Source organism: Actinacidiphila epipremni (assembly GCF_012034175.1).
Taxonomy (GTDB): domain Bacteria; phylum Actinomycetota; class Actinomycetes; order Streptomycetales; family Streptomycetaceae; genus Actinacidiphila; species Actinacidiphila epipremni.
In genome coordinates, this window is record NZ_JAATEJ010000045.1 from 21,057 (window position 1) to 37,491 (window position 16,435).

Below are 16,435 nucleotides of genomic sequence, written 5' to 3' on the forward strand. Positions count from 1 at the left end.
GGATGGCCGCTCGTACCGTGCACGAGGTCGGTGTCGGCGAACTGCCGGGTGCCGTAGAGGCGTTGCTGGACGGTGGGGCGCGGCTGGGGCTGGTGGCCGCGCATCATGACGGCGAGGGCGCGGTGGGCGGCCGGGCGGTGCGGGTGGTGTACCTCTTCCTCGCCGGGCCGCCCGACCTGCGCACCGAGCTGCACGTACGCCTCGACGCCGACCGGCCGCGGCTGCCGTCGCTGGCCGAACTGTCCTTCCCCGCCGGGCGGTTCGAGCGCGAGATGCACGACCTGCACGGGGTGGAGGTGCCGGACCACCCGCTGCCGCGCCGGCTCGTACGGCACTTCCACTGGCCGCGCGGCTGGTATCCGCTGCGGCCGGACGCCGGGCCTCCCCCGCCGTTCGGCGAGCCCGAGGGGCCGTACCCCTTCCTGCGGGTCGAGGGCGACGGGGTGTACGAGATCCCGGTCGGGCCGGTGCACGCCGGGCTCATCGAGCCCGGGCACTTCCGCTTCTCCGTCGTCGGGGAGACGATCATCAAGCTCAAGGCGCGGCTGTGGTTCGTCCACAAGGGTGTGGAAAAACTCTTCCAGGGCCGGGACGTCGCCGGTGGGCTGCGGCTCGCCGAGCGGATCAGCGGAGACACGGCGGTGGGCCACGCGCTGGCGTACTGCCTGGCCGTGGAGGAGGCGACCGGCACCGACGTGCCCGAGGCCGCGCGGCAAGCGCGGGCGCTGCTGCTGGAGTTGGAGCGGGTGCACAACCATGTCGCCGACCTCGGCGCGCTGTGCAACGACGTGGGGCACGCGATCCTCAACGCCCACGCCCAGCGGGTACGCGAGGAGTTGCTGCGGCTGAACCAACTCACCACCGGGCACCGGCTGTTGCGCGGCGGTGTGCTGCCCGGCGGCGCGGCCCTGCGTGCCCTGCCGGACCCGGCGCGGACCGCCGCGCTGCGGGCGGACATCCGGGAGATCGCCCAACTCGCCCTCGGCCACACCACGGTGCGCGACCGCTTCACCGGCACCGCCCGGCTGCCGGAGCAGGCCGCGCGCGACCTGGGCTGCCTCGGTTACGTGGCCCGCGCGAGCGGGCTGACCGCCGACGCCCGGATCGCGCACCCCTTCCTCGCCGAAGGGTCCGCGCCGCCGGCCGTCCCCGTGCACACCGCGGGCGACGTCCTGGCCCGTTTCCTGGTGCGCGCCGAGGAGATCGAGGTCTCCCTCGGCCTGATCGACCGCCTGGCGGCCTCGTTGGGCGCGCCCGGCACGTACGCCGTGCCCCTCGCCGGGGGTTCCGGCTCCGGGGTGGGTGTCGTCGAGGGCTGGCGCGGGGCGATCGCCACCCGCCTGGAATTCTCCCCCGACGGCACCCTGGCCCGGGTCAAACCGGTGGACCCGTCCTTCTTCAACTGGCCCGCCCTGCCGGTCGCCTTGAAGGCGACGATCGTGCCGGACTTCCCCTTGGCGAACAAGAGCTTCAATCTCTCCTACGCCGGCAACGACCTCTGAAAGCCCGGGATTTGGCGGGCTCTCAGCTCAGTAATGCACGGGCGGCGGGAAGTAGCCGGGGTTCTCGGCGAACTTCGGGTCCGGGCCGTACATGTTCTGGCTGCGGTCGCCCTCGGTGCAGAAGAACACCAGCAGGATGATGCCGCCGACCAGCGGGATGAGGCCGAACAGCACGAACGAGCCGGACCGGCCGGTGTCGTGCAGGCGCCGCACGCTCACGGCGAGGCTGGGCACGATGATCGCGGCGAGGTAGAGGAAATACGGGATCATGGTGCCGGCCACGCCGCCGATGATTGCCAGGACGACGGCTGCGATGACGTTGAACAAGGTGTACATCCAGTACTCCTCGCGGCGGGCTCTCCCGCTGAAAACGGCATACTTCTTGAGCACGTCGATATACCAGTGCATTGCTGTGTCCCCCCAAGGACCGAACTCGCGGTCGGATGACCATCCCCGGCCGAATTCCGGCTGGGCCAGCAGACGATATGGGTGTGGGCATGCGCGAGTCAAGAAACCGGATGGCCCCGCAGAAGGATGTGAAAGGTGGGGCGGGGGGTGGGGCGCGCGGTCCTCGGAACGCGGCGGCGGCGGGCGGTGCGGGGCGGGGGCGGGCCGTAGGGGGACTGCCAGTCCGGGCGGTCCGCCGCACGGGCCGTGGGGAGGGGGCGGCGGACGGCTGCGCCCGGGAGGCGCGCGAAGGTCAGGCGCACCGGGGGCGGGGGCGGAGGAAGGGGCACGCAGGAGGTGGGGAGCACGGGGGACACCGGTTTTCCGTGAGAGGACCGCAGCGGGAAGCAGCGCGGCGCCCCAGGGGGCGGCGCGCGACGGGTTCAGCGCTCGGGGGGCTCACACGGTGTACAACGGCGGGTCCTTCGCGGGTGGGGACAGGTGGCAGCACTGTAATGGCGCGGCCCGGGGCGGGGCCAGCGGTTTTCAGCCGCGCCGGGGGCGGGAGCGCTGGGCGCGGCGGCGGATCGCGCGGCGCTCGTCCTCGCTCAGGCCGCCCCAGACGCCGGAGTCCTGGGCGGTGTCCAGCGCCCACCGGCGGCACTGCTCGATGACGGGGCACCGGCGGCAGACGGTCTTGGCCTCCTCGATCTTCAGCAGGGCGGGGCCGGAGTTGCCGACCGGGAAGAACAGCTCGGGGTCCTCGTCGCGGCAGGCGGCGTCGTGTTGCCAGGCCGGGATCATCGCTCCTCCATCGCATGACGGTTGCTCGTGCGGCGTTCGTACGGCGTTCGTGCGGGCGTTGGTGCGGGAGTGCCCTTCGGTCCGCCTTACCGGTGAGGCGCCGCCGAATCGTCCCGGCGTACGAATGCGGTTCGGGGGCAGAGACGTGGGACCAGAGCGATTACCTCGAACCGCAGGAAGTGGTGAAGTACATGTATATCGGCGTCGGGACCATCGTCTTGATCCTCGTCATCATCGTCATCGTCATGCTGCTCCGGCGCGGCTGACGACGCTCAAGCCCCGCCGTCCGACCGCTCGCTTGCGAGGTGGGGCATGCGCCGGTCGGCGGGCGGCGTCAGTGCCAGGTGGGCTGGTGGTCGCGGTGGGTGGGGAGGTAGGCGGCGGGGGTGAAGTGGTGGTCGTAGAAGTCCGGGTCGAGGTGGTGGGCCTGGAGGTAGTTGAGGATGTGGACAGTCGGGACGGTGCCGGGGAGCTTGCCGAACGTCTCGTCGATGTAGCGGACTTGGGCGGTCAGCAGGCGCACGAAGCGCTTGTCGTAGGGGGCCGCGGAGGCGCGTACGCGGGCGGTGTCCCGCCAGGGGCCGGGGGTGGCGGGGTTCAGCGGGCCGCCGGGGCCGAACTTGCGCTCGGCGAAGCGCTCCACGGCCTCGGCGGCGTCGCGGACGTGCGGGCGGGCCAGGGTCTCGAAGACGCCCGGGAGGCCCGTCGGGTTGGGCAGCGGCCAGCGGTCGTCGTACTCGACGTGGAAGCCGAGGCCGGGGACGTCGGGGTTGCCGGACGCGCCGAGGACCGAGAGGCGGTCGATGCCGTCGAAGGTCCAGCCGCCCAGGCCCAGGGCGCCGAGCAGCAAGTGGCCGTTGTAGACACCGGTGATGAGCTCCGCGCTGGCCTCGGCGAGGGTGTACTGCTCGACGAAGGAGAGCGGGAAGGGCTCACCGGCGTGCCGCAGCGACGGGTCGTCGGCGCCGGGGATCGGGCGGTCGTTGATGTCGTCGTGGACGCCGTAGCCGTTCTGCAGGAAGAACGCCAGGTTGGCGATGAGGTGTTGGGCGAGGTCGGCGACCGGGATGACCAGCAGCGAGCCGGGGTGGTTGGCGATCCAGGTGTTGTGGCCCTCCAGATACGGCTCCTCGCGCGGCAGCCACAGCCGCTCGGGTGAGAGCTTGCGGTAGCGGGCGGTGGTGGCGTTCAGCCACGCCTCGACGTCGAGGTCGCCGAGGCTGCCGGGGTCGCCGTCCTCGGAGCCGGCGGCCGGGACCTCGCCGGCGGGTGCCGCGTCGCGGCTGGAGAGGAAGTACGTACCGGACTCGTCGGTGAAGAAGAAGTCGGTGGTGTGGAAGCCGGCGGCCGACGGGAAGGTGCGACCGGCCGCGGAGCCGGGGTAGTTGGGGAGGGCCGGCGCGTAGCCGGGGTGGTGGGAGATCCCGAAGTTCCAGCCGGTCACGCCGGTGACGACGGCCAGTACGAGAGCCCGCTCGACCTCGCTGAGCGGCTGCACGGGCCGGCTGCTGGTGAAGGCCAGCTCCCCCGCCGGGATGCTGCCGCCGACCGGGAAGCGGCGCGAGCGGCGGCCGTTGACCGCGGCGAGCAGGGGGAAGTCGAACAGGCTGCGGATCGCGGCGCGTTCCCGCTCGGTGAGACGGACCGCGGTGGACTCGGGGCTGGCGGACATGAAGTGGGGCTCCCTTGGCGTGGGTTCGGGGGGTGGCGCGGAGGTGTCCGGCGGTCCCAGGCCCCTCCGGGCAGACGGGACTTTTGAAGCAGGCCCTAGCGGCCCGGGCCCGCGGCGGCCGGCTCGGTGAGCGGCGTCGTGAGCTGCTCCGGGAGTTGCGGCTCCGGGTGGAGTGCCGCCCAGCGCACCGTGCCGGTCACCCGCCCGCGGTCCAGGACCGGCGCGACCTCGCCCTCGGCCCGGTCCCAGCCGGTCACGGCCGGGTCCGCCACCGCGAGCCCGACGCCGAGCCGCGGCCCGAACGGCCGGGCGGCCTCGGCCACGCTCGCCGCGCCGCGCAGCCCGGCGGGGGTCGTCCAGCCCAGCAGGTCCGAGGGATGCGGGGCGAGCAGCCGGCCGTCGCGGCGGTAGGCGGCGAGCACGACGTCGTCGTCCGAGGCGCCCTGCTCGGCGAGCCGCCGTACGGCGTCGGCGGGCTGCTCGTGCTGCTCCACCAGCGGAGCGGCGCGGCTGTGGTCGCCGACGGTCGGGCCCTCGGCCGGGGCGGGGCCGCGGAAGCCGTTGGCGGTGAGCCAGGCGTCGTTGAAGTACGTCGACAGGTACGCGCGGCCGGAGTCCGGCAGCAGCACCACCACGGTGTCGTCGGCGGTGAGGTCCGCGGCGACGCGCAGTGCCGCGGCCAGCGCGACGCCGGCGGAGCCGCCCGCGAGGATGCCCTCGGTACGGGCCAGCAGCCGTACGGCGTCGATCGCGTCCTGGTCCTCGACGGCGACGTACTCGTCGATGACGCCGGTGTCGAGCGACAGCGGCCACACGTCGGCGGCGGCCTCGGGGTGGAGGTAGTGGCCGGCGCCCTCGATGTACTTCTGGCTGCCGTCGCCGCCGGCGTACTTCGAGGTGAGGGGGTCCGCGCCGATCACTTGTACGCGGCCGGCGCTGATGTCCTTCAGGTGGCGGCCGGTGCCGGAGATCGTGCCGCCGGTGCCGACGGTGGCGACGAAGTGCGTGACCGCCCCCTCGGTGTCGGCCCAGATCTCCGGGCCGGTGGTGGCGTAGTGGGCGGCCGGGTTGGCCGGGTTGTCGTACTGGTCGACGAACCACGCGCCGGGTGTCTCGGCGGCGAACTTCACGCCCTGGGAGCGCATGCTGTCGGGGTGGTCGCGCGGCACGAAGGCGTCGACGAGCCGCACCTCGGCGCCGTACGCGGCGAGTTGGTCCCGCTTCTCCTTCGAGGTCGCAGAGCCGGTGAAGACGACCGTGCAGTAGCCGAGGTGGGCGGCGGCGAGCGCGAGGCCGATGCCGGTGTTGCCGCTGGTCACCTCGACGACGGTGCCGCCCGGGCGGAGGGTGCCGTCGGCCTCGGCGCGGCGCAGCATGGCCAGCGCGGCCCGGTCCTTCACGCTGCCGCCCGGGTTCTGCCACTCGGGCTTGACGTAGACGCGCGGGCGCAGGCCCGCGGCGGCGCGGGTGAGGCGGATCAGCGGTGTGCCGCCGATGGCGTCCAGCACGGACTCGTATCTGGCCATGGCATCTCCTCGGGTGGTCGGGCCCGGCGGGCCGTACGGGGGTGGTCGCGGCGGCGGTTCACAGGACCCGGTAGCGCAGTGCGCCGGTGTACTGCTCGGCCGGCCCGGCGACGAGCGTGAGGGTCGCGGTCCATCCTCCCTTGGCGGGGACGTCGACCGAGGAGCTGACGAAGGTGAACGCGGTGGCTTTTCCCGGGCGGATGGCCCCGGGCAGCCGGTACGGGAAGCGGACGCGCAGGTCTTTCACGGCGCCGGCGTCCTGCCCGAGGTCGAGCTGCACGGACCGCGGCAGCGCGGTGCTCTCGGCGGCCCCGACTGCGGTGACCCGGAAGCTCTGCGGCCCGCGCCGCGCCGGCGCGACCTCGAACGTCACGGTGTAGGGGCCGATCACGGCGTGCAGCGTACGGGCCGGCGCGTACGCCTCCGCGGCGGGTGCGACGGAGGACAGCACGCCGGACACGACGACGATCACCGCCCCGACCCCCGCCTCGACCCGCACCCACCCGCGCAACCTGGCGGTTTCGCGGGGGGTGGGGTGGTTGCCGCCGCCGCGGGGGCCGGGGCCGGGGCCGGGGCTGCGCCCGGCACGCGGGCCGGGTGCGGTGGCGGTGCGCGAGCCATGCGCGGTGGCGGTGTCGGGGCCGGGTGCCGTCGCCATGCCCGGGCCGTGCCCGGCGCCCGTGCCCGAGCTGGACGCGGTGGCCGTACGCAGGGCATGCGCGGCGTCCGGGCCGGACGCAGGGACCGTACGCAGGCCGTGCGCGGCGTCCGCGCCGGACACAGGGACCGCACGCAGGCCGTGCCCGGCGCCCGTGCCCGAGCTGGACGCGGTGGCCGTACGCAGGGCCTGCGCGGCGTCCGGGCCGGACGCAGGGACCGTACGCAGGCCATGCGCGGCGTCCGCGCCGGACACAGGGACCGCACGCAGGCCATGCGCGGCGTCCGCGCCGGACACAGGGACCGCACGCAGGCCATGCGCCTCCGCCGCATGCGGGCCCACGCTCGGGTCGTGCCCGGCGCCCGCGTCCACGCCGGTCGCCCGGGCCGTGCCGGAGTCCTGCGCGGCGCGCGCGTCCACGCCGGACGCCCAGGCCGTGCCGGAGTCCTGCGCGGCGCGCGCGTCCACGCCGGTCGCCGTGCTCGGGCCCGGGCCACTCACGGCGTCCGCCTCGACGCCGGGCGCCGTGGCCGTACGCGGGCCTGGTGCGGCGCCCGCGTCGACGCCGGGCGTGCCCGGGCCGTGGTCGGCGTTCGCCTGCGGGGGGTGCGCAATTCTCCGGGTTGTCCGGGTCACGACCCAGCGGTTGCCGCGGAAAGCGAGGAGGAGGGCCGAGGTGACGAGGGTGAGTTTGAGGAGGAGGACGTAGCCGTAGGTCGTGGTCGTGAGGGCGGGGAGGTAACGGACTTGGCGGACGGCCTGGATGAGGCCGGTGGTGGCGAGGGTGGCGACGCTGGTGGCGGCGTAGCGGGACCACAGGGGGAGGCGGGTGAGGCGGTGGGGGGTCGGGGGGCGGCGCAGGACGAGCCAGCCGAGGACGGCGAGGCCGCCGATCCAGGCCACGACGCAGGTCACGTGGACGAGGGTGGTCGCGAAGTGCCACCACGAGCCCGTCCCGCCGTGGCCGTTGCGGACGACGCTGCCCAGCGCGGCGAGCGCGAGGACCGCCCCCGCCGCCCACCATCCGCCCGCGGCCCCCCGCAGCCGCGGGAGGACGGCGAGGGCCGCCGCGAGCAGGCCGGCGCGGACGTACACCGCCTGGCCGTAGTCGGAGCCGGCGAAGGCGCGCAGGCCCGCCCAGGTCGGGCCGCCGGGCACGGCGGAGGCGTCCCACAGGTACTGCACGGCCACTTGCGCGGCCGACGCGAGCAGCGCGAGCACGACGCCGGCGCGTGCCGTACGGACCAGGGCGCGGCGCTCGTCGCGGTCGGCGCCGAGGACGAGGCCGGCCGGGAGGGTGCCGAAGGCGGCGACGAGACCGAGGTAGAGCAGGCCCTTGACGACCCCGGCGGCGAGTTCCAGGGCGGCGCTGGGCCGCGGGGACGGGGCCGTACCGACCGGGTTCGCGGGGACGCCGTAGCCGAACTGGAGGGAGCCGCCCACCGGGTGGGTGTCGCTGGAGACCACCGACCAGCTCGCGAGGTAGGAGCCCTTGGGCAGGCCCGGGCGGATGCCGATGACGAGGGTCCGCCGGCCGTCGACCAGGCGTACGGAGCCGCTGCCCACCTCCCGCCCGCCCTCGTCGAGGACGCTCGCCGCGCCCTTGGCGGCGGGCAGCGTGACCGGCTCGTCGAAGGTGACCCGCACCTGCGCCGGGAGCGCGGCGACCTCGGTCCCGTCGGAGGGGGAGGTCGCGATCGTGTAGGCGTGCGCGACCGCCGGCGGGGCCGTGCGGAGCAGCACGGTCAGCGCGCCGAGCAGCAGCAGGAGGGTGAGCGCGCAGCGCCGCCCCCAGGGCCGGGTCACGAAGGGGTACGTTCCGGGTCCGGGCGGCTGCTCGCCGTCGCGGCGGCCGACGGGGCGGCGGCCGGGCGGCCGGGCCGGGTCCGGGTCCAGGCGGCGCCGGCCAGCGCGCCCGCGCCGAGCGCCAGCACGATGCCGGCCGCGCCGAGCCCGACGCCCCAGCCGTCCCCGGAGCCGTCGCCTGAGCCGTCGCCGGACGAGCCGCCCGGGTCGCCGGAAGCCTGCGCAGCCGCCGGCGTGATCACCACGCTCGGCGCCGGATGCTCCGGCTTCGCCCCGCCCTGCGCCTGCTGCACCCACCCGACCTGCGTACCGTCCGAATACCGCTGCTCGGCCGGCAGGTAGAGCGTGCCGCTCGCGGGCAGCGGGCTCACCGAGAGCGAGAACCGGCCGAACTGCCCGGGCGCGAGCCCGCCCGCCGTGGCCGTCCACGTCACGGCGGTGACCGCCGAGGTGATGGCGTTGCCGTCGTCGTCCTCGGCCGGCGTCGCGAGCCTGGTACGGGTGAGCTCGACGCGCCAGCCGGGCACGGGCTCGCTGAGCACCGAGGTGAGCGGCGTGGCCGTCGGCAGGTGGACGGTCAGCCCCACCGTGTGGGCCGTCGCCGACTCGACGGGCACCTTGAACGTCAGCACCGCACTGCCGCCGCCCGTCGCATTGGACGCCGTCACGGTGACGTGCGCGGCGGCCGGCCAGGCCGCCCCCAGCACCAGGACGGCGGACCCGGCCGTGACGGCGAGACTCTTCGCGTACTTCATCGTGCCTGCTTCCGTCCCTGTTCCATTCGGTGAAGGGCGAGTTGGGTGAGAGCGTGTCGGGTCAGTGGGCCGCTTCGAGCTCGTCCGGCTGCGTCGTGGCCTCCTCGTCCAGCAGCGCGAGGATGCGGGCCCGCAGCGCGACGAACTCCGGCGCGGACTGCTCGCGCGGCCGGTCCAGGCCGACCTCGACGACCTCGCGGATACGGGCCGGGCGCGGCGAGAGCACGACCAGCCGGTCGGCGAGCACCAGCGCCTCGCTCACGTCGTGCGTGATGAGCACCGCGGTGAAGCCGCGCTCCTGCCACAGCCGCAGCAGCTCGCCCTGCAATACGCGCCGGGTCAGCGCGTCGAGCTTGCCGAGCGGTTCGTCGAGCAGCAGCACCGCCGGGTCGTTGACCAACGCCCGGGCGAGCGCGGCGCGTTGGGCCATGCCGCCGGAGAGCTGCGCGGGCCACGCGTCGGCGAAGTCGGTGAGCCCGACCAGCGCGAGCGCGTCGTCGATACGGGCCCTGGAGCGGGCCAGCGCCCGCCGCGTCTGCGGCCCGATGGCGACGTTGCCGCGGACGGTGCGCCAGGGCAGCAGCGTCGGGTCCTGGAAGACCAGCGCGCGGCTCGGGTCCGGCGACGTGACCCGTACGCCGTCGACCTCCACCGTGCCGAACAGCGGCCGGTCCAGGCCCGCGAGCAGCCGGACGAGCGTGGACTTGCCCGAGCCGCTGGGCCCGACCAGCGCGACGAACTCGCCGGGCCGCACGGACAGCGAGATGTCGTCGAGGACCGGCAGATCGCTGTCGCCGGCCCGGAACGCCTGCGTGACGTTGCGGATCTCGACCGCGGCGCCCGCGCCCTTCGCGCCCGCGCCCTCCGCTGCCGTCACCATCGTGTCAGCTCCTTCTCCCAGCGCAGCACCCAGCCGCGCAGCCGGAACAGCAGGGTCAGCAGCACACCGCAGACGCCGACGAGGACGACGATGCCCGCGTACAGCGCGGGGAAGTCGCCCCAGCCCTTCTGCCAGTTGAGGTACCAGCCGAGCCCGGAGTTGACGCCGAAGTTCTCCGCCACGGTGAGGCTGACGAAGGACGAGCCGAGGGCCATGAAGGCACCGGTGAAGATGCTCGGCAGCGCCGCGGGCAGGCTCACCCGCAGCACCAGGAACCAGCTCCTGGCGCCGAGGGTCTGCGTGACGTCGTAGTACGAGCGCGGCACGCTCACGATGCCGGCCCGGGTCAGCACGGTGATCGGGAACCACACGCTGACCGCGATGAGGAAGATCGCACCGCTGTAGGCGGTCGGGAACAGCGCGAAGATCACCGGCACCCATGCCAGCGTCGGCACCGGCCCGAGGAACATCAGGATCGGGTGGACCCAGTAGTTGGCCTGCTGCCACCAGCCGATCACCACACCGGTCGCGAGCCCGGCGATCAGGCCGAGGACGAAGCCGAGCGCGAGCAACTGGAGGGAATTGCCGAGGCTTTCGGCGAGGATGCGGCGGTCGCTCCACAAGTGGTCGAGGATTTCCTGCGGGGCGGCGAAGTAGGGCGTCTCCAGGACGTCGGTCTTGGCGGTGGAGATCTCCCAGAAGACCGCCCAGACCGCCGCCCCGAACAGCCACGCCGAGCCGTGCGCGACCCGGCCGGCGGCGCGGGCGCCGAGCCGGCCGCGGGTCGCCGACAGCGCCCACAGCCCGGCCGCGAGCGCCGCCACGACCAGGCCGGTGATCGCGGTGAAGCCGGTGGTGCGGTGGATGGAGGCGATGTCGGGGGCGGGCAGCCTGGGGCTGTCGGAGACGGTCTCGGTGAGCACGCTGAAGGCGATCCACGCGAGGATGCCGGCGCCGGTGAGGATGGGGTTGATACGGACCGGGTGGGTGACCTTCTGCAGGGCCGCGTGGATGCGCGCGGCGCCCTGCACGGTCTGCTCGGCCTGCACGGTCGGTTCGGCGTGTTCGGTCTGTTCGGTCGGTTCGGCGGGCGGTGGCGCCGCCGGCCGCGCCGGCGGGGTGTCCGGCGACGCGGCGGTGAGCGGGGTGGAAGCCATGGCCGTCCTCAGAAGTCGAGGCCGAGGTTCACGAACACCTTGTCGGCGAGCGTGGCGGCGTCGGTGCCGGAGGGCAGGAAGCCGGTGTGGACGAACTTCGCGATGCCGGGCTCCAGCGCCTCGCGCAGGTTCTTCGGCGACGGGTCGAAGGTGAGGGTGCGCAGCACCGGCAGGATGTTCTCCGGCTTGTCGGGCACGTACTTGCCGGCGGATTCGATCTCGGCGGTCTTGTCGAGATTGGCCCCGGCCCAACGCGACCCGCGCGCCCAGGCGTTGACGAGCTTGCCGGCGGTGACCGGGTCCTGGCTGACGAAGGTCTGGTTGAGCGCGACCGCGCAGCACGGGTAGGACGCGTTACGGCTCAGGTCGCGGTTGTCGGACAACTCCCTTGCCCAGCCGTCCTTGACGCCCTGGATGATCGGCAGGAAGCCGCCGGCCGTGGCGATCGCGTCGACCTTCTTGTCCTTGAGGGCCTTGGGCAGCAGGTCCTGCTCGATGACGACCCACTCGACCTGCTTGGCGGCCGGGCTGGAGTTGATGCCGGCGTCGAGGAGGTCGAGGGAGAAGAAGTTGGTGGCCGAGCCCTGGAGGTTGCTGACGCCGATCCTGCGGCCCTTGAGTGCGGCGACGGTGGGCACGGAGTCGTCGTTGCGGACGTAGAGGTCGAGGCAGCCGTGGTGCAGTCCGCCGGAGAGCTTGACCGGGGCGCCGTTGTAGATGGGGCCGAGGAAGTTGAAGAAGATGCCGTTGCTCGCGGTGTACTTGCCCGAGCCGACGGCCGCGGCGACGTCCTCGTCCGTACCGGTCTTCTTCAGCACGACATCGAGGCCGGCGTCCTTGAAGAAGCCGTTCTCGTAGGCGACGATCAGCGGCGCGTCGCACACGCCGCTGGGGGCGGTCACCCGGATCTGCCTGCCCTCCCAGGACTTGGTGACGGTGAGCCCGTCGGCCTTGGTGTCGTCGGCCCTGCCGCGCCGCAGGAAGGCCCAACTGCCCAGCCCCGCCGCCGCGGCGACGCCCACGCCGACGCCGCCGAGGGAGAGCAGGCGGCGGCGCGAGAGGCCCGAGGCGTCGTCGAGGTCGACGTTCGCCTCGACGAGCGCGGGGCCGGCTGACTCGTGCTGCCCGGCGCCGGGTTCGGGGCCATCAGTGCCGGACTGCGGCTGCTCGCCCGCGACTTCGGGGCGGTCGCCTTCGGGTTCCGGGCCGCGGGCGTCCGGGGACGGGGAATTGTCGTCGCTCATGGTTCGCACATCCTGTTGTCGAGGGGTGGGGCCGGCCCGGCGGACGGCGCGGCGGTGCGCCGGTCACGCCGTGCGGCGGCCACGGCCGCGGGCGGGCAGCCGGAGGGAACGCCCGGACGGGGGAAGGCCGGTGGGGGCAGGCGGGAGGAGGGGGCCGGCGTGCGGTCTGCCGCACGCCGGGGAAGGGCCGTACGCGGCCACGGACGCCGTACGTCAACGGCCGTACGAGGCAAGCCGGTTCGGGCGCGCGCTGCCGGGCGTGCCCGGTCGTCGGCCGGCCGGGGGCGCCGGGTCAGCGGGCGGTGGGGCGCTCCGGACAGAGCGCGCCGGCGACCCGCTCCAGGTCGATGTGCCGGCGGCGGCAGCTGCGGAAGGCCCGCGGGGTGCCGACGTGCGAAGGCCGCGACATACGCCGCTCACCCATCCCCCGGCCCCCCAACTCGGCGGCGTGCACCGCACGTTCGTATCGCCCCAGGCCGGAACTCATCGCCTGTGGCAGAAAAGTAGCTCTCGCCCGGCAGACCGGGCAAGACGGTGGATTTTGCAGGTTCATGACGGCTGTGTCAACGCTGCCTTTCGGCGGGCGCCGAGGGGTTTACGGAGCCGGTGGCGGCTTCCGCGGAGCCCGCCGGTACGGGCGCCGGCGCCGGGCCGAACCGGGCGCGGCGGGGCGGCGGCGGGAACTCGCCTGGCGCGATCGGCTCCGCCCCCACCAGGCGCTTGGCAAAGGGCAGCGGGGTGCCGAGCGACTCCGGGTCGGCGGTGACGTCGAACAGCGGGGTGTAACCCGTCACCAGGTAGAGCCCCTTGGCCTCCGGCTGGCGCGGCCCGGTCGTCAGGTAGACCCGCTCGTAGCCGGCCGCGGCGGCGGCCCGCTCCAGTTCGGCCACGACCCGCCGGGCCAGGCCCTGGCGGCGGTGCCCGCTGTGCGTCCAGATGCGCTTGAGCTCCGCGGTGCGCGGGTCGTAGCGGCGGAAGGCGCCGCCGGAGACCGGTGCGCCGTCGCGCAGCAGCAGGAGCAGCAGGCCGCCGCAGCGCGGCTCGAACTCCTCGGGCGGGTAGCGGGCCATCTCCCGGCTGGTGCCTTCGGGCGACGGGTAGCGGGTGCTGTACTCGTACTCCAGCTCGCGCAGCAGCGGCTGGGCCAGCGGGTCGGTGAGCGTGACCGCCCGCACCTCCCAGCGCCGCCCGTCGGGCCCGGGGCCGTGCTCCCCGCCGTACGCGGCACCCGGCGGCTCGGACGTCGTCGCCGTCATCGCGCGGCCTCCGCCACCGCGGCCGGCCGCGCGGTCCGGGCCGCTTCGGCGTCCCGCCGGGCGACCTCGGCGCGTACCAGCGGGATGACGTGCCGCCCGAAGTCGACGGCGTCGCCCAGCAGGTCGTAGCCGCGGGCCGAGATGATGTCGACGCCGAGGTCGACGTAGTCCAGCAGCGCCCGGGCGACGGTCTCCGGGGTGCCGACCAGGGCGTTGGAGTTGCCGGCGCCGCCGGTGGCCGCGGCGGTGCGGGTCCACAGCGCGCGGTCGTAGCGCTCGCCCTGCTCGGCGATGCCGATCAGCCGCTGCGAGCCGGTGTTCTGCGGGGTGTCGCCGCCGCGCCGCCGCCAACTGCCCGCCGCCCGGCGCTGCTCGATCGCCGCGACCGTGCGATGCGCCTTCTCCCAGGCCAGTTCCTCGGTGGCGGCGATGATCGGCCGGAAGGCGACCTGGATGCGCGGCGGGGTGGCGCGGCCGGCGGCGAGGGCCGCGGCCTTGACGGCGGCGATCTGCTGCGCGGTCTCGGCCAGCGGCTCGCCCCACAGCGCGTAGATGTCGGCGACCGCGCCGCCGGCGGCGTAGGCGGCGGGCGAGGAGCCGCCGAAGGAGACGTCCGGGTGCGGCTGCCGGATCGGGAAGACGTCGGAGACGTAGTCGCGGAAGCGGTAGTGCGCGCCCTCGTGGTCGAACGGCTCGTGCTCGGTCCACACCCGCTTGACGATCTCGATGTACTCGCGGGTGCGGGCGTAGCGCTCGTCCTTGGTGAGGGTGTCGCCCTCGCGCTGCTGCTCGTGGTCGCTGCCGCCGGTGATGAAGTGCACCGCGAGCCGCCCGTCGCTGATCGCGTCGAGGGTCGCGAACTCCCGGGCGGCGAAGGTCGGGTAGGAGACGTTGGGGCGGTGCGCGAGCAGGATCTGCAGCCGCTCGGTGCGGGCGGCGATGTACGCGGCGGCGGTGCCGGGCTCGGGCGAGGCGGAGCTGTAGGCGAACAGCACGCGGTCCCAGCCGTGGTCCTCGTGGGCGCGGGCGAGCCGCAGCGTGTAGTCCTTGTCGAAGGACGGGCCGCTGCGGGCGGTGGTCTCGGAGCCGTCGTTGGTGGCGGCGATACCGAGGAATTCAACGGGCATGGCGGGGCCTTTCGTCGGCGGTGCGGGAAGGGGTGGGGGCCGGGATCAGCCGGCGTCCGGGGGCAGTTCGAGGCCGAGGTTCTGGCGCAGCGTCGGGCCGGCGTAGTCCTGGCCGACGATCCTGCGCTTGCGCAGCTCGTGCAGGAGGCCGTTGACGGCGAAGTCGTGCTGGCGCGGGTCGGCGAGGCCGCCGAGCATGAGGACGTCGAGGACTCCGGCGCGGAAGCGCTCCTCGACGGCGTCGGCGAGCTGTTCGGGCGTGCCGGCGACGGCCCAGTGGCCGGTGTCCTGCGCGGCGATGATCAACTCCCGCAGGGTGTAGCCCTGCCGGGCGTAGCCGGTGAAGATGTCCACCCGGCCGCGCCGCCGGTTCACCGTCGTGACGTCCGGCAGCAGGCTCTCGGGCAGGGGTGCGTCGAGGGGCGGTTCGGAGAGGTCCACGCCGCCGCCGAGCATGTCGGCGACCTGTGCCCGGCCGCGCTCGAAGTCGATCGCCTCGTGCCGCTCGCGCACCAGCCGGCGGGCCTCCTCCTCCGTGGCGCCGTAAGTGGCGTGGAAGGAGCTGAAGATGAGCGGCAGCCCGGCGGGGCGGCCGAACTCCTCGGCCTGGCCGCGGATTTTGCGGGTGAAGTCGAGCGCGACGTCCAGCGTCGGCAGCGAGGTGAAGACGACCTCGGCGTACCGCGCGCCCAGGGTGCGGCCCGCGTCGGACTGGCCGGCCTGGAACTGCACCGGGCGGCGCTGCGGCAGCGGCGGGATGTTGAGCGGGCCCGCCACCGAGAAGTAGCGGCCGGTGTGGTCGATGGGCCGCACCTTGGCGGCGTCCAGCACCGCCCGGCCGTCCGGCCCGCGGGTCAGGGCGCCGGGCTGCCAGCTGTCCCACAGGGCGTTCACGACCTCCAGCGTCTCGGCGGCCCGCGCGTACCGCTCCTCGGGGCTGGGCAGCCCGCCGGGCCCGAAGTTCTCCTCGCCGAGCGAGGACGTCACCAGATTCCACGCGGCTCGGCCGTTGCTGATGTGGTCGAGGGTGCCGAACAGCCGCGCCAGGTTGTACGGGTGGTGGAAGGTGCTGGAGACGGTCGCGATCAGGCCGATGCGCTTGGTCACGGCGGCGAGCGCGGAGACGAAGACGAGGGGTTCCTGCGAGCCGATGGCGCCCTGTGCGCCGAAGCTCAGCAGGTCGGCGGTGAAGAGGGCGTCGATACGGGCGGCCTCGGCGAGCGCGGCGACCTGCAACGCGGTGTCGAGGGTGGAGCGTTCGGGGTCGACGGCCAGGTCGTACGTCTCGCTGACGCCGCCTGCTCCGGTCACGGTTTTCAGCGTCCTGGGGGGCTTCGCGCTCACGGGGTCGTCCCTTCTCCACCGGCGGCGCGGGGCGCGCGCGGGTGGCGTCGAGTGGCCGGGATGGGCCGGGGGGTGCGTCGTCGGGGGTTACGGCGGGGGGGGGGGGGCGGGCGCACGGCGGGGGGGGGGGGGGGGGGGGGGGGGGGCGGCCCCGGGGGGGGGGGGGCGGGGCCGGGGGGGGGGGGGGGGGGGGGGGGGGGGGGGGGGGGGGGCGGGGGCGGGGGGGGGGGGGCGGGGGGGGGGGCGGGGGCGGGGGGGGGGGGGGGGGGGGGGGGGGGCGGGGGGGGGGGGCGGGGGGGGGGGGGGGGGGGGGGGGG

Annotated in this window: 14 protein-coding genes; 1 reads left to right on the forward strand and 13 read right to left on the reverse strand. The window is 74.7% G+C overall.

Going from position 1 to position 16,435, the window contains the following annotated elements:
• Window positions 1-2: 2 nt before the first annotated feature.
• The gene (locus tag HCN08_RS33660) at window positions 3-1,502 is read left to right on the forward strand and encodes a hydrogenase large subunit (protein WP_167987136.1); all 1,500 of its coding nucleotides are present in this window, start codon (window positions 3-5) and stop codon (window positions 1,500-1,502) included.
• Window positions 1,503-1,529: 27 nt separating this feature from the next.
• On the opposite strand, the gene HCN08_RS33665 is transcribed toward HCN08_RS33660, so the two are convergent.
• The 13 genes from HCN08_RS33665 to HCN08_RS33720 form a co-directional block, all read right to left on the reverse strand.
• On the reverse strand, window positions 1,530-1,910 hold the full coding sequence (locus HCN08_RS33665; RefSeq protein WP_167987137.1) for a DUF805 domain-containing protein: 381 nt from the start codon (window positions 1,908-1,910) through the stop codon (window positions 1,530-1,532).
• A 525-nt stretch (window positions 1,911-2,435) separates the two neighbouring features.
• The gene (locus HCN08_RS33670) at window positions 2,436-2,693 is read right to left on the reverse strand and encodes a WhiB family transcriptional regulator (protein ID WP_167987138.1); all 258 of its coding nucleotides are present in this window, start codon (window positions 2,691-2,693) and stop codon (window positions 2,436-2,438) included.
• Window positions 2,694-3,027: 334 nt separating this feature from the next.
• Window positions 3,028-4,365 carry a hypothetical protein gene (locus HCN08_RS33675; RefSeq protein WP_167987139.1) on the reverse strand — a complete coding sequence of 446 codons (1,338 nt, stop codon included), beginning with the start codon at window positions 4,363-4,365 and terminating at the stop codon, window positions 3,028-3,030.
• Between the two features lie 95 nt (window positions 4,366-4,460).
• Window positions 4,461-5,891 carry a PLP-dependent cysteine synthase family protein gene (locus HCN08_RS33680; RefSeq protein WP_167987140.1) on the reverse strand — a complete coding sequence of 477 codons (1,431 nt, stop codon included), beginning with the start codon at window positions 5,889-5,891 and terminating at the stop codon, window positions 4,461-4,463.
• Between the two features lie 58 nt (window positions 5,892-5,949).
• A complete protein-coding gene (locus HCN08_RS33685; protein WP_167987141.1) occupies window positions 5,950-8,355 on the reverse strand; it encodes a copper resistance CopC/CopD family protein in 2,406 nt (801 codons plus the stop codon).
• Window positions 8,352-9,110 carry a YcnI family copper-binding membrane protein gene (locus HCN08_RS36330; RefSeq protein WP_167987142.1) on the reverse strand — a complete coding sequence of 253 codons (759 nt, stop codon included), beginning with the start codon at window positions 9,108-9,110 and terminating at the stop codon, window positions 8,352-8,354. The genes HCN08_RS33685 and HCN08_RS36330 overlap by 4 nt, the downstream gene beginning before the upstream one ends.
• 61 nt (window positions 9,111-9,171) lie before the next feature.
• The gene (locus HCN08_RS33695) at window positions 9,172-9,990 is read right to left on the reverse strand and encodes an ABC transporter ATP-binding protein (protein WP_167987143.1); all 819 of its coding nucleotides are present in this window, start codon (window positions 9,988-9,990) and stop codon (window positions 9,172-9,174) included.
• Window positions 9,984-11,147 carry an ABC transporter permease gene (locus HCN08_RS36335; protein WP_167987144.1) on the reverse strand — a complete coding sequence of 388 codons (1,164 nt, stop codon included), beginning with the start codon at window positions 11,145-11,147 and terminating at the stop codon, window positions 9,984-9,986. Before HCN08_RS36335 ends, HCN08_RS33695 begins: the two co-directional genes overlap by 7 nt.
• A gap of 8 nt (window positions 11,148-11,155) precedes the next feature.
• Window positions 11,156-12,391 (reverse strand): ABC transporter substrate-binding protein, encoded by a 1,236-nt coding sequence (locus tag HCN08_RS33705; protein ID WP_167987145.1) that lies wholly within the window; start codon window positions 12,389-12,391, stop codon window positions 11,156-11,158.
• Window positions 12,392-12,683: 292 nt separating this feature from the next.
• Entirely contained in the window at window positions 12,684-12,800 is a 117-nt protein-coding gene (locus HCN08_RS36810; RefSeq protein WP_322974843.1) for a putative leader peptide, read from the reverse strand.
• A gap of 154 nt (window positions 12,801-12,954) precedes the next feature.
• A complete protein-coding gene (locus HCN08_RS33710; protein ID WP_167987146.1) occupies window positions 12,955-13,647 on the reverse strand; it encodes a GNAT family N-acetyltransferase in 693 nt (230 codons plus the stop codon).
• Window positions 13,644-14,774: an LLM class flavin-dependent oxidoreductase gene (locus HCN08_RS33715; RefSeq protein WP_167987147.1), complete on the reverse strand. Its 1,131-nt coding sequence runs from the start codon at window positions 14,772-14,774 to the stop codon at window positions 13,644-13,646. Before HCN08_RS33715 ends, HCN08_RS33710 begins: the two co-directional genes overlap by 4 nt.
• Window positions 14,775-14,819: 45 nt before the next feature.
• The gene (locus HCN08_RS33720; protein WP_322974844.1) at window positions 14,820-16,085 is read right to left on the reverse strand and encodes an NtaA/DmoA family FMN-dependent monooxygenase; all 1,266 of its coding nucleotides are present in this window, start codon (window positions 16,083-16,085) and stop codon (window positions 14,820-14,822) included.
• Window positions 16,086-16,435 lie beyond the last annotated feature (350 nt).